The following is a 13372-nucleotide window of genomic DNA, read 5'->3' as shown; positions in this document are numbered from 1 at the left end:
GGATCGGATCGCGTTTGGGCGTCTCGGTCGCCGAGGGCAGTTGCGGCTCCTGGCGCTCGATCTCCTGGCCGACGCGCTCGATCACTCCGCTCAGCCTGGCGATGATGCCGCCGCCGAGGCCGGTTTCCTTCAGCGCGCGGATCTTGGTCAGGATGTTGATCTGGTAGACGGGAATGTTCTGGGCGAGATCGCTGACCTGCGTGGCGACGACAAAGGAGAACATGGCAAGCGCCGCGAAGGCGCCGAGCACGCTGGCGATGACGGCCGGAAGGCGCGGAATGCCAACGCGCTTCAGCGCGGAGACCAGGGGCGCCAGGGCGAAGGTCAAAAGCAGGGCGACGGCGATCGGCAGGAACACCTCGCGGCCGAAGTAGAGCGCCGCCACTGTCGTGACCACCGTCGCGACCGTGGGCAGCGCTGTGCGCGGATGCGCCCTCGACGCAGCCAGAAGACCAACCAGCCCGGATCCCGACGGGCGCGTGCCGTTTTGCCGATTCACCTGATGCCTCCGCCCAACGAGGAGCATGATCAGCGATATTTCGCCGGCGTGCAACGCACGGCGCGGCCACCCTGATGACTGCCTCTCTGTGGATTAGCAAACGCGCAGATTGCGCTTATGTTGCAGGGCGTTGTCGCAATAGCCGTAGGCGGCGCCGAAGTTGCGGCGGCGGCCGAGATGCCAACGCTCACGGCCTCTACAGTTGGCGGTTCGGATGGCGGGCGGAGATACCCGCCATTGTTGTGAGGACGGAGCGCCCGTGCGCTCTCGTTCCAGCTACTTAACCGGGATCATGAGATGGGCGTAGGGTGTGCCCGGCCACATGACATAGGGCTTGGACGTGTCGGGCTTTGCGTCCGTCGGATAGCCCGCCATCATGTCCATGGCGTTGACGATCATCACATGCGGACCGGTCTCGACCCAGTTGTTGCCTTCCGTGGGCGCTGTCGCATAGGGATCGGTGTTGCTGCCGTCGGTGCCGCCGGACAGCATGTACATGAAGCCGACCTTGCCCTTGGGCGGATCCTTCTTTTGCAGCCAGGCCATCGCCCATTCCATCGAGTTGGCGTCGCCGCACATCGGGTCCGGGCCAGGCGAGGCCGGGTTGTCCGGCATGCACCAGAAGCCGCCTTTGCCCTCGCGCAGGGTACGCATGTTGCCCTTCTCGTCCATGGCGTAGACCGCGGCGCCGCTGGCCACTGCAGCCGGCGCGGCTGACTCGGCGCTCTTGATCAGCGCAGCGTCATCGGCGGCTGCGCCTTGCATCTCAATCAAACTGGCTGCTGCCAAAAGCGCAGCGACCGTCAGAAGCCGTTTCATGGCCGTTCTCCGGTTCGAGTTGCTCTGTTGTGCATGATGTCGGACGCACGGCACTTCGGGGCCGTTTGTCGGTGGTCAAATGCTAGCAGATCGCACGTTTCCGGACAACGTTACTTAGCGCAGCCTAACGTACAGAGCGCTGTGCGCCGGCTCGACGCTGGCCGACCCGCCGCCACTCTCGCATGACTGGCGACGCGCCCGCATCAGCCGACCCGAACGACGAAATGCTTGGTCACCGGCTCGATGATCTTCCAGGTTCCCTTGAAGTCGGCCTCGACGACGAAGGCATCGCCCGGCCCGACCTCCACAGGTGCGCCGCCGTCGGGAGTGATGATGATGCGGCCGGCGATCATGTGCACGAATTCATAGTCGGTGTAGGTGGCATGGTAGGTGCCTGGCGAGGCGCGCCAGGTGCCCGAGATCACCTTGCCGTCGGCGGTGGTGTGCTGCACGGCGGTCTGCATGGTCGGCCTGCCCTCGACGACGACCCAGCCCGGCAGGTCGCCGGCCTCGGCATGCTCGATGGCGCCGAATTTGAGGATGGTTTGGTCGGTCATGATGGGCTCCGTTCCAGCCGGCATTGGCTGAGGGTGCATAGACGATGCGCGAAGCATGGGCAACGCGCAGGCCGACCGCGAGTGTCGGATTTGGCGAAGGTGGAGGTGAGAGCGTCCTTCTCCCCGTGAGCGGGAGAAGGACGCTGATCTCCACTTATGTTGCACCGCGTTAAATATGTTGCATTGCGATATCCGCGCTCAGGGTCGAGTCTCGCCCGTGGGTGGGCTGCCAACGACCAGCACGAGGCGTCGTCTTGACAGCACAATTCCCGGCCTCGGCATCGTTCCGGCCCGACATCGAGGGCTTGCGCGCGCTGGCAGTGGCCGGCGTCATCGCTTATCATTTCGGGCTCACCGCGCTCCCCGGCGGCTTCACCGGTGTCGACATCTTCTTCGTCATTTCGGGCTACCTGATCACGCGTCATCTCGTCACCGAGATCAACGAGACCGGGCGGCTCGACCTCTGGCGCTTCTACGCCCGGCGCGCGCGCAGGCTGCTGCCGGCTTCGCTGTTCGTCATCCTCGCGACGCTGGTGGCCGGCGCCTTCATCCTGTCGCCGGAGGAGCAGTCGCTCTATTCCAAGGGCGCCATGTTCGCGTCGGCCTACATGATCAATCTGTGGCTGATCCGCTGGTCGTTCGACTATTTCGCGTCCGACGCCGCCAACAACCCGTTCATCCATTTCTGGTCGCTGTCGGTCGAGGAGCAGTTCTATCTGGCCTGGCCGGCGCTGCTGGTGCTTGCCGCGTGGCTGAAGCCCGGCAAGCGGGCGGTGATCCTGGTGATCGGGTTTGCCGGTCTGGTGTCGTTTGCTGTCTGCGCCTGGCTGACCACGGTCGCCCAGCCCTGGGCCTTCTATTTCTCGCCGCTCAGGGCCTGGGAGTTCGCCGCCGGCGGGCTGGCCACGCTAGCCCCGGCGACATTGTGGCGCGAGCGCCGCGGCCTGAGCGCCACCATGGCCTGGCTCGGGCTGGCGCTGATTGCGATCTCCTATCTTTCTTTCAGCGAGGATGCCCCCTTCCCCGGTCTGCTGGCTTTGGTGCCGGTGACCGGCGCCGTCCTCATGCTGCTGGCGGGAGCGGCCGGCGCGAGCAATGGCCCCAGCGCCGTGCTCGCGCTGCCGCCCTTGCAGTGGGGCGGCAAGCTTTCCTATTCGCTCTATCTCTGGCACTGGCCGGTCATCGTCTATGCCGGCATGCTCACCGCGGAACTTTCCACCGTGCAGCGCCTTGTCTGCCTGGCGCTGACGCTGGTGCTGTCGGCCTTCACCTATCACGTCATCGAGAACCCTATACGCCGCAATGGCTGGCTTATGGCCAATGCGGCGCGCGCGCTGGTGCCGGCCGTCCTCCTGACCGGCACCGGCGTTGCGGCGGCCTACGCCAATGCGCGGCTGGCCGTGCATGATCTCGACCCCGAACAGCGCGTCATCGCCGAAAGCGCGGCGCGCCCTTCGACCGCGCGCGCCAAGGGCGGCTGCGTGCTCGATTTCGAGACCGTCAAGCCCAAGCCCTGCGTGTTCGGTGCCAAGGATGCCGAGGGTTCGGTCGTGCTGTTCGGCGACTCGCATGCCGACCATTGGTCGACGCCGCTGATCGAGGCGGCAAGCAAGAACAACTACCGCGTCGTCACCTATCTCAAATCCTCCTGCCGAGCCTCACGGGTCACGACCTGGAACTGGCGGCTGAAGCGCGACTACACCGAATGCGACCGGTGGCGGGAGCAATCGGTCAAGGACATCATCGCGCTGCATCCGCGCATGGTGGTGATCTCGGAATTCTCGATCGGCAACGTGATGAAGGAATCGCCCGAGGAACTGAGGCACGCCGATTGGAACGAGGAATGGAGGGCCGGCCTGCACTGGACGCTCGCGGCATTCAGCCGGGCCGGGATCAAGGTCGCGGTGATCAGGGACGTGCCCTATAATGGAAACTATGTCGACAAATGCGTGGCACGGGCCTTGTGGCGCGGGCAGGCACCTGAGGTCTGCGATACGCCTAGGAACATGGCGGCGAACGACGACATCGCCGCGGCGGAGCGCGATGTCGTGCGCAGCGTGCCCGGCGCCACCTATGTCGACCTGACCAGCCAGTTCTGCGACAGCACCACCTGTCACGTCTTCATCAACGGCAAGCTCGCCTACCGCGATCGCCATCACCTGGCGACGCCGTTCGCGGAATCGCTGGAACCGGTGATGGAGAAGACGGTGCTACGGGTGATCGGGAGCTAGGACGGGTGGCGAAGGTCATCCAATGACCCAGGCAGGACCAGGGGCGCTCCAGACGTCCGTTTCATCGAGACTTGGCACACCCGCCAAATCCAACAAGCCTATTTCACCGCGACGACCCTGCCCGCCGGGTCGAGGCGGCATCCTACCCGCGCTTGCCGGACCTCGATGCCACCTTGTCTTGCATAGTCTATGCGCACCTCAATCGGTGCGGTGAGCGCGCCGAGACGATGCCGGCGCAAGGGACCTGCGCTGGCTGCGTGCACGCGCACGGCACCAAGCGGCACCGCAGCCGATTTGATCGCCTGGCGGCAGACGCGAACCACGGCCGGCGGGGTGCCGGGTATCACCTTCAGCGGCGCCAGAGGCTGCAGTACGGGATAGCCTTTTTTGCTTTGCCCGAGCGTGTCGCGACCACCTCTGGAGGGCCAAAGGCTGTGTGGCAGGACGATTGCGTATCGCGCGCCCCTGGGCACGACAATGGCAGCCTTCTTCTTGCCGGCAACGGCACCCGCCGTCCCTGTGGTACTCCCCAAAGCAGTGCTCGCTCCGGCGGTGCCCGCTGGGCCATCAACTGATTGGTCTCCCGCGTCGACGCCAGCCGAAACGCCGCCGCTTACGCCGCCGAGGCTGGCGCCCGCCCCAACGTCGGCGCCGAGCGATCCGTTGCTTGTGCCGAGCGACCCTCCAACATCTGCTCCTCCCAGCCCGTCGACGCTGGTGCCAACTCCAACGGAGGCGCCGTCCGAGCCAGCGCCCACACCAACACCGACCCCGATACCGCCGACCGTGCCTCCAACGCCCACGTCAACAGCCGAAGCAGGCCCGATCGCAACTGCGATCGCCAATGCGGTAGCCAGATACCGGCGCATCACCATAATCCTGACGCCGAGCGCAACGGCGCCCGCGTCGGCAGCAACGCGGCGGGAAGCGGAATCGTCGCCACCGGAACCGGTTGCCGTGACTTGCGGGCGGCCACTTTTCGGATCTCGTGCTCGTCGGGCGCACGGACTGAACGAGCCCGCTTCCCTGCAAGGCGTGGACCAGCTCCATCAGCGTCGCGTGCTTTGGGAGCGGGCTCGACGCGCTGGGCGCGAGGCGCATCGGGAGCTTTCAGGACGTCGATCTTGTTGCGCGCCGCGGTGAGGTTGCGGGCCAGGCCAACGGCCCTTTCGCGTTGTTGCTCCAACGCCGCGCAAAGCCGGGCCACTTCCTCCTTTGCCGCATCGCGATCCTGATTTGCAGCGCTGAGATCGAGGGCGAGGGCATCTGCTCTTTCGCGTTCCAGTGCGAGCGCTTGCTCGGTTCGCTTTGCAGCGGCCTCGGCAACTTGCCGGCCCTGGATGTCGACGGCTTGCGCAGCCGCCGCCAGTTTTCCCCTTGCCGTCACAGCATCGAGAGATTGATGCGCCGCGGCGAGATCGCCTTCCAACCGCTCGACCTTCTGCCGCTCCTCGTCAAGCGCGCGCCTGGCTGCTGCCAGCGAGGCTTCCGCAGCCTGCTGCGCTCCGAGTGCGGCGGCTCTTTCGCGGTTCGCGAGAACGGCTTTCTCCTGCAGGCTTTCTACTTCGCTCTGCGCCAGTTCCAGATCCCCCGCCAGCCGTTCGGCTCGTTTCTGCTGCTCTTCAAAGGCCCGCCCTTGAAGAACCGGGGCGTCTGCGACCACACGCGCCGGCAAGCCGGTGTCAGCACGTGCGACCAACGCATGCTGCTCGCCAGCAAAGGCTTGCGCCGCTTGACCGGTTCGCGCGGGTGCATTGGTTTCCTGAAGCGATCGATTCTTCGCCGCTTCGAGATCGACCGGCGCCGCTGCTCGCGATCGTCGGCGCTGGACGGTCGTGACGGGACGCACGTCGAAGCCACTTCTGGCCTGCAGCCGATCGTCAATCAGTTTTGCCAGGTCATTCTCACGCAGACCCGCAGCCACTACCTGCCCAATGACCGGAAGATGCAGCGTCCCGGCCGCATCGATCGTAAAGGCACCGTTGAGCTCCGCGCCCGCGACGCCCGCGCGGAAGACGCCCCACCCCGCAACATTCACCTCAACAGTGTCTTGAGGGCCGAGCCTGTCGTCAGTCCCTGACTGACCTCTTGCCGGGGCGCTGCATAGCAGGATGAGACAGAGGGGGATGAGGCTCATCGCGGCGCCGCGCGACCTTTTGCGGGAGCCATGAGACGAGGTCGCCATGGTTGAGACTTGTCGGTCACCCTCGGGAAATGCTGGACCGTGGTCCGCTTTGGGCCTCTGGATAGGATCCATGGCTGGATCTCCATGCCTCACTGGCCGCGCGCGACCCGCGCACCGCGCTTACGGATACCGCAACCACCACGTGAGCCTAACAAAGTCGATCCAGCATGGTGAGTACCAAATAGAGCGTAGTCAGCCCCACTCAATTGAGTAAATTGGCGTCATGTCTACTGATCGATATTGACGCGACAGCCTCATAGGAAACGGACTTGTGCCACCTGTACTTTTCCCACCTGCCGGGTGAGAACCGGACATTGGCGAACGGCGGTTTCTGACCCGAAGCGCATCTTGGCGACGACCGGTGCGCGGCTGTCCTTCTTCCAGATCAGTTCAGCCGGTGTGTGCTGGCCGCGCCAATTGTGAGACCTCAGACGGTTTCGAGCCGGCTGAACCGAACCGGGATGAGTTTCCGGGTCTTGATCTGCCCTGCCGCGTCCTTGTCGATGACGGTCAGAAACTGTCCTTCCTCTGACTCCAAAGACAGGACCAGACGACCCGCCGGCGTGAGCTGGCTCAGCAAAGCCGGCGGCGCCCGCTCAGCCGCCACGCTAACCAGGATCTTGTCGAATGGGGCGTGCTCGGGCCAGCCGCGAGACCCGTCTCCGACACGAATGGCGACATTGGAGAAGCCAAGGTCCTGCAGCAGAGCCTCGGCATGGCTTGCGAATTCCTCGATGATTTCAACACTCCAAACTTGTCCGGCGAGTTCAGCGAGGATTGCGGTCTGATAGCCAAGGCCGGTTCCGATCTCGAGCACTGACTCGTGCGGCTCGGGAGCGAGCAGATCGGTCATCAGCGCGACCATGAAGGGCTGCGAGACGGTCTTGCCGAATCCGATCGGCAGCGGCATGTCCTGATAGGCATAGGGCGCGACCGATGATGGCACGAAGAGATGTCGCGGCACCTGCCCCATCGATGCCAAGACCCGCTCGTCGAGCGTTGCTTTGCCGAGTTCTTCGCTTGTCAGGTCGGCATGGATCGCAATCATCTCGATCATGTGCCTGCGCAGAACCGCAAGATGCTCTTCGGTCATCGGTTTCATAGGGGTGGGCCTTCCTCGACCAGCCTGATAGCTATCCCGTTCCTCTTGGCACAGCGACGCTCGCCATCATTCCGGTGGGGCGAAACGGTCATTCGCAAACGTCCACCGCGCTCGGCATAGCTGGCTGACGCGCGTTTCGTTCGGGCCAGCAACGCCGGAACAGATCGAGCGGTTCCGGGAAAATGGCGTGTGCATACCGCCAGGCGGCAAGGCGGGGCTCAACGTGGACCGCGGTGTCGTCGTTGCTGCGCTTCAAGCGCGGACCGGTCGCGCCGCAAAGACGCAACTAATTCCTGTCGCCGCCGGTTTCCTTCGCCACCTTCACCTCAACGGTCATGTCGAGGAAACTCGAAGCGCTGCCGGAATAGCTTCCCGAAAGAGGGATGGCTTGCCGGGGGTGCCTGGCCACGGCAACCCTGATCAGATCCCGGTTGCCGACTATTCCGTTGGTCGGATCGAACTCGATCCAGCCGGCCCCGGGCAGGTAGACCTGGCACCAGGCATGCGTCGAGCCGCCGCCGCGCACCTCGGCGCTGTCGCGGCCCGGCACATAGACGTAGCCGGTCACGAAGCGGGCGGCAAAGCCGAGCGAGCGAACCGCTTCCATCATGAACAGCGCAAAGTCCCGGCATGTGCCCTTGCGCAGGTGCAGCGTCATGAGCGGCGGTTGCGTCCCGGTTTCGAAGCGACGGGAGTACACGAAGCTCTCGTGGATGGCGTAGCAGAGCGTCATCAACAGCTTTCCGGTTTCGGTGTGGCCAGCGGCGCCGACGAACTGGCGGGCCCATTTGCCGACCTCGTCACCCTCGTCGGGATGATGGCGCTCAATCGTCTGCGCGAGGTCGGCCGCTTCGTCGGAATCGTAAGAGAACGGATAATTCAGCGCGGCTTCATCGATGCGGAAATCGGGCGCGTGCTGGGGCGTGTGATCGAGCCGAATGTCCGTCGAGAAATGGAGTTCATTGGCCGAACCCGTGAATTCGATCACCGCAACACAGTTGCCAAAAACGTCGTGGATCCAGCGTACCTCCTTCGGCTCGGGGTCGACCGACAAAGCGTGGTCGAGAAGCCGCTGGTCGAAACTGTCGCGCGGCCTGAACATCAGCCGGTGCTCGCCAAAACTCACCGGCTGGCTATAGCGATAGACGGTCGTGTGCTTGACTGAAAAGATCGGCATCGGCGTCCGTCGGCAAATTCACCCTGCGGCGCAATCATATAGTGTTTTGCGCATACAGCCGATGGTCCCGCTCGAAACCTGCCCCGGAAATGCTTGAGCCGTCGAAGGGAAGATGGTGCCGCGGGAGGCAAAGAGTTACTTCGGACGCGGATCGACGAGGTCCGTCCCGATCGACGGCAGGAGACCCGTTCGCCGTTTCGCGACGGCCTCCGCCAGCGCGAGCGCGGCGGCGCGCACCTCGCTCTGCACGGCACGGTCGGCATCGAGATCACGGTGGCTGGTCGCATAGGGCTGCCAGTAGCCGATATAGCGGTCGAGCTCTGCCTTCTCGCCAGCCGGCTCCAGCTTCATCGAGCGCAACCAGTCGGCAAGTCCGCGGCGGGCGTTTTCGGCACCTTCGGTATCGCCGTGGACGACTACCGAGAACAGACGGCCGGCCAGATGGCGCGGATAGTCCCATCCGGCGAGCTCGGCACGTTTCGCCAGAGCGGCGTCCTTGCCCTGCGTCAGCGAGGGATCGGGATTGCCGCCATCGGCGCAGACCAGGCGATCCATCATCAGCTTCACCGGCGACGACGTCTGGTACCAGTTGACCGGGGTGACGATCATGATGCCGTGGGCCTCGACCCAAAGCGGATAGATGTCGTTCATCCAGTCATGAATCTGGCCGAGCGAGTGGTTCGGATAGCAGGAGCACGGCCAATGGCAAAGTGCCGCCGCGGTCGAGAAGCATGCCTTGCAGGGGTGGATCGCACGGCCAAATTCCGAGGCGATGCGCGAGAGGTCGAGAACGCCGACCGAAAAGCCGGGCTTTCCCTCTATGGCCCGGCGCGCGATCTCGACAAGGCGAAAGCTCTTGGACATCTCGCCCGGACAGGTATGCTCGCTGCGCGAGGAGCCGTTGATGAGCAGGATGCGCGCCGGCGACGACCCGTCCTCGTATCGCTGCTGCGCCGCCTTCAAGGCCTCGCTGGCGGCGATCCACTCCACCGACAGCTCATAGTCCGGATCGTGAAAACCCTTGCCGGCCTTGCGGGTGATCGGGCTCTTGCGCTCGTCCTTGTAGGCCTGCCAGGCGATCTCGCACAGGGTATCGACCGCTTGCGCCGCCGAAGCGAATGCCGGGTCATAAAACTGTCCGCGATAGCGATTCTTGAATTCGGCCTTGCTCAGGCGCGGACTGGGCATCCCTTTGCGTGGGACGGCGGTGTCGAGATTTGCGCGCTTCGCCATCGATTGCCCTTTGCCCGGAGCGGGCCGGGTGGGACAAGAGCTCGACTGCCATTTCGTTGGCCAGGGTAAGAAGCCGGAGAAACCACGCTGTTCTCTCTGCCACCAGGTCCGGCTGACGCGGCCCGCTGAGAAGGAACCCGGGCTGAGCGCGATGGTTCCGGAAAGCGCCCCTCATGAGGTGGGACGCTTGCCGCCATGAAGCGGTGCTCGCGGGTTTTGCGGCCCGGCGGGAGGTGGCGCCTTTGCGGCCTGGCGTCAGGCCAACCGATTTTTATCGGAACAGCACCGCGCCTCAGGGGTTTTGTTAGATCAACCTGGAAAAGGAGGTAGTCATGAAAAAGCTCCTGCTCGCCTCCGTCATCGCGATTGCGTCGGCGGCGGCCATGGTCGGTCCGGCCAGTGCCGACAGCCTGCGGCTGGGTATTGGCATCGGCCCAACTTATGACGACTATTACGGCGACTATGGCCCCTACTACGGCGATCCTTACGTCTATCGCCCTCACTACCGGTATGACGTCTACGACAATGGCTACAGGCCGCGCTACGCAATGCGCCACAACCGCCATTGCTGGACCGAGTACCGCAAGCACTGGCGCCACCACCACCGCGTGATCGAGAAGATCCGCATCTGCGAACGGTGACAGGGACATTCAGCCCGGCTTCTCCTTCTCCTTGTGGGAGAGGGAGAAGCCGGGCTTTGCAATCGCTGAGAGCGAGCGCATGACGCAGCCGGCCACGTTGTTGTGCAAGCCATCATCCACCCCTATGGCCGCGACAAGCTGCTCGGGCGGCTTGCGATGTCTTGTGGTTCCTCGGCGCGGTGGGGTTGCACTGGCATTCCTCTGGCATCACCACCTCGATCAACGGCGCGCTGAGGCCGCCTGAACCCGCTCTCGGGCGAGTTCGGCATCATGTCTGAGGCGCGCGCGGAATCTCCTCCTCAGATCGACACCGGCGAACATTAGCGATCGGGAACATAGCCCGCCGGCGGTGCGTTTAGTCGATGATCAGCCTTCAGGAGGAGGTTGCCATGAAAAAACTGCTACTTGCCTCAGTGATCGCCGTTGCCTCCGCGGCAGCCTCGGTCGCGCCGTCGGATGCGCGCGGATTGGGATTTTTCGGTCCGTTCGGCCTCAGCCCGTTCTACGGCGGCCCGTTCGGTGGACCTTTCTATGGTGGACCGTTCTATGGCGGCGGACCGTTCTACGACTATGGCGGCCGCTATTACGGCCCGCGCTATTACCGTGACTACTATCCCGGGTACGTGGTCCGCTATCCGCACCGCTATCACTACCGGCACCATTACCGCCATTGCCACGTGAAGTGGGTGAGGCACTGGCATCATCACCGCCGGGTGCTGGAACGCGTGCGGATTTGCCGTTACTGACCTTCGTCATCCGCGGGCTGACCAGAGGATCGATGCCGTGACGCTCGTCGTACATGCGGCGGATCAGAATTTCCGCATCGCCGCAACGCACGAAAGTCACGGCATGGACCCTGGAAGCGGCGCGGCTCGCAGCCCGTGCCATCTGCCGCTCCGCTGCGTCGGGGCGCGGCGCGCATTCGTGAAGACCGGGCGAACTGATCACGATCAAAGATGCCGGAGCCGGCATGGTTCGATTGCTGCTATTCCAAACGAAGCCCTGCTTGCAGGCCGCCTATATCCATTGGCAAGTCCCCCTCACCCTGCTTTCCTCCCCATCATGCCATAGTGCACCGCCAGCAGGTCGAGTCCCACCTTCAGCAGTTTCACCACCACGTCACGGCCGTCGCCGGTGCGTTCGGCGATGGCCTTCACCGACTGGCCTTCGAGGCAGACCTTGCGTACCACATCGGCCACCTCCCAGTGGCCGAGGGCGGTGACGGCATGAGCATGAGCGCGGCCGGCCGAGAGCACGCGGTCGGGGATGCCGGCATTCACCCGGGTACCGTCGACGCGCTCGTTCCAGGACTGCGGCTGCAGGCCCTCGCGCTGGGTGCGCTCGAAATCGTCGCGAAGGCACCCTCCTGCCTCGCGCTGCTGGCGTGAGAGCGAGGTGATGCCGACTAGAGGGTCGACATTGCGCAGGCGTACGATGCCGCCGGTGGAGGTGAAGCCGCCATTCGACACCTCGTAGACGCGGCGTGCTTCGGCGGTGCCATTGCTCAGCCGCTGGCGGCCGAAGGCGTCCTGGCGCAGCGCGAAATCGTGGCCGATCTCGCGACGGATGCGCACCTGACCGGCCTCGCCCTTCGGCAGTTTTGGCGGCTGCGGTTTCCTGGCGATCTTGCGGGGCATGGGCGTTCCTCGGGCTTGGGATGGGTTCTGGATAAGATCGGCGCTCTGCGGCGCCACCTTCGCATCGTCGATTTCTATGAGAGCGGCCTTCTGCGGCGCGCCCCTCACATCCCGCTGCCGCGATGACCATGAAACCTTGCGTGATGGTGGCTGCAATAGCTTTGCGTCGGCCGCGTGCGCAGGCCGCAGCAGAGCATCTCCGGGCCGGGACGAGCGCCTGGAGCATCCTTCTCCGGCTCCTCCTGCAGCGCGAGGTCGAGCGGCGCGCGGCAGCGGCCGAACAGACAGTCGATGAAGCGCATTGCAGCGACATGCGGCTGGCGGCAGGGCTTTACCGGCGGCGGTGGCGCCGGCAGCTTGTACAGCTGCGCTTCAGACTTTTCGCGCTGGCCCGGTGCCAGCCAAGCCGGCGGCAGCACGCGGGCGGGCTTTCGCGGCTTTGGTTTCTTGGGCCTGGGCGGAGTGCGGACGGCGGAGACGCGATCTGCTTGCGAGGCGACGTCAAAACTGGAGACGTCGGCGGGACAGCGCCCCCCTCTGCCCTGCCGGGCATCTCCCTCACTTGGGGGGAGATTGGCAGCTTCGTCGTCGGCGCTCTCGGCTTGCCTGGCAAGCGCCGACGGTTCGGAAAGCGCGATGCTTCCGGCCGCCACCCTGCTCCGCCAGTCCGGCCGAGCATGCTTCCTCGGCCGGCCGCCGGAACGGCCGCCCTTGGGATTGGCGAAGCCGATGGCGCGCAGGCCGGCGTCGCGATGCACGATGCCGATGATGGCGTTGCGCGAGACCGGACTTCCGCGCAGCCTGCTGAAGCGGACGGCGATATGGGAGGCCGAAAGCCCCTCCTTGAGCCAGGTCGCGATTTCAGTGAGTTCCTTCTCGGTATAGGCGGCAGGCATATCGGGATCCATCGGTTGCGGCGCGGGCGAGCGCCAGGGTTCGGCCCGAGGGCCGTCGCTGAAGTCGTTCGGGAATGGGCGGATCAGGCGGGGCCGCGGCCCTCGAGGCGCAGAAGCGCGGCCTCCGCCGCCTGCCTGGTCAGGCCGGACACCGCCCGGCCGGTTGCGCGATCAAAGAGGATGACGGTGCCATCCTCGGTGCGGATCACGGAGGCGGCGCCGGCCGCGGGCGGACGAAGGAAGGTGGCCGGAGCCGGGGGAGGAGCGGCTCCGGCCGTTCCGGCCGAGGGGGCGGCCGGACCCGGGGCGAAGACCCCGGTATTCGTCCGGACCGGGGAGGGGGACAGCCCGGACGATAGGAATTCAGCAGACGAACGGAAATCAGCATGCAAGGT

The 13372-nt window shown here is 64.9% G+C and carries 14 protein-coding genes; 3 read left to right on the top strand and 11 right to left on the bottom strand.

The genetic code is table 11. From position 1 onward, the window contains the following. From EN738_RS19055 to EN738_RS19045, 3 genes are all read right to left on the bottom strand, one after another. Positions 1–499: AI-2E family transporter (locus tag EN738_RS19055; protein ID WP_245494577.1), on the bottom strand; the 499-nt coding region annotated here is incomplete at its 3' end. 276 nt (positions 500–775) lie between these two features. Beyond that, positions 776–1318 (bottom strand): hypothetical protein, encoded by a 543-nt coding sequence (locus EN738_RS19050; protein WP_127285050.1) that lies wholly within the window; start codon positions 1316–1318, stop codon positions 776–778. 203 nt (positions 1319–1521) lie between these two features. Then, positions 1522–1875: a cupin domain-containing protein gene (locus EN738_RS19045; protein WP_127285049.1), complete on the bottom strand. Its 354-nt coding sequence runs from the start codon at positions 1873–1875 to the stop codon at positions 1522–1524. 254 nt (positions 1876–2129) lie between these two features. Here EN738_RS19045 and EN738_RS19040 point away from each other — a divergent pair, with 254 nt between their 5' ends. Continuing rightward, a complete protein-coding gene (locus EN738_RS19040) occupies positions 2130–4106 on the top strand; it encodes an acyltransferase family protein (protein ID WP_127285048.1) in 1977 nt (658 codons plus the stop codon). Between the two features lie 98 nt (positions 4107–4204). Here EN738_RS19040 and EN738_RS36935 read toward each other — a convergent pair whose 3' ends face one another. The 5 genes from EN738_RS36935 to EN738_RS19015 all read right to left on the bottom strand — a co-directional run bounded on the left by EN738_RS36935 (position 4205) and on the right by EN738_RS19015 (position 9803). Then, positions 4205–4639: a hypothetical protein gene (locus tag EN738_RS36935; protein ID WP_348627109.1), complete on the bottom strand. Its 435-nt coding sequence runs from the start codon at positions 4637–4639 to the stop codon at positions 4205–4207. A gap of 335 nt (positions 4640–4974) precedes the next feature. Beyond that, positions 4975–6243: a polysaccharide biosynthesis/export family protein gene (locus EN738_RS19030; RefSeq protein ID WP_281034313.1), complete on the bottom strand. Its 1269-nt coding sequence runs from the start codon at positions 6241–6243 to the stop codon at positions 4975–4977. 475 nt (positions 6244–6718) lie between these two features. Then, positions 6719–7393: a protein-L-isoaspartate(D-aspartate) O-methyltransferase gene (locus tag EN738_RS19025; protein WP_127285045.1), complete on the bottom strand. Its 675-nt coding sequence runs from the start codon at positions 7391–7393 to the stop codon at positions 6719–6721. Between the two features lie 286 nt (positions 7394–7679). Then, on the bottom strand, positions 7680–8570 hold the full coding sequence (locus EN738_RS19020; RefSeq protein WP_127285044.1) for a transglutaminase family protein: 891 nt from the start codon (positions 8568–8570) through the stop codon (positions 7680–7682). 135 nt (positions 8571–8705) lie between these two features. Next, the gene (locus EN738_RS19015) at positions 8706–9803 is read right to left on the bottom strand and encodes a flavodoxin family protein (RefSeq protein ID WP_127285043.1); all 1098 of its coding nucleotides are present in this window, start codon (positions 9801–9803) and stop codon (positions 8706–8708) included. A gap of 332 nt (positions 9804–10135) precedes the next feature. Here EN738_RS19015 and EN738_RS19010 point away from each other — a divergent pair, with 332 nt between their 5' ends. Beyond that, a complete protein-coding gene (locus EN738_RS19010) occupies positions 10136–10444 on the top strand; it encodes a hypothetical protein (RefSeq protein WP_127285042.1) in 309 nt (102 codons plus the stop codon). Between the two features lie 389 nt (positions 10445–10833). Continuing rightward, entirely contained in the window at positions 10834–11190 is a 357-nt protein-coding gene (locus tag EN738_RS19005) for a hypothetical protein (RefSeq protein WP_127285041.1), read from the top strand. A 294-nt stretch (positions 11191–11484) separates the two neighbouring features. Here EN738_RS19005 and EN738_RS19000 read toward each other — a convergent pair whose 3' ends face one another. The 3 genes from EN738_RS19000 to EN738_RS35950 all read right to left on the bottom strand — a co-directional run. After that, entirely contained in the window at positions 11485–12081 is a 597-nt protein-coding gene (locus EN738_RS19000) for a DUF6456 domain-containing protein (RefSeq protein ID WP_127285040.1), read from the bottom strand. Positions 12082–12185: 104 nt separating this feature from the next. Next, positions 12186–12977 (bottom strand): GcrA cell cycle regulator, encoded by a 792-nt coding sequence (locus tag EN738_RS18995; protein WP_245494575.1) that lies wholly within the window; start codon positions 12975–12977, stop codon positions 12186–12188. Between the two features lie 83 nt (positions 12978–13060). After that, positions 13061–13372, bottom strand: a 312-nt coding sequence (locus EN738_RS35950) for a hypothetical protein (RefSeq protein WP_127285038.1), incomplete at its 5' end; no start/stop codon positions are given.

Source organism: Mesorhizobium sp. M4B.F.Ca.ET.017.02.2.1, from assembly GCF_003998955.1.
Lineage (GTDB): Bacteria > Pseudomonadota > Alphaproteobacteria > Rhizobiales > Rhizobiaceae > Mesorhizobium > Mesorhizobium abyssinicae.
The sequence above is the reverse complement of the archived record's forward strand: the minus strand, read 5'-3'. Positions and strand labels throughout refer to the sequence as shown.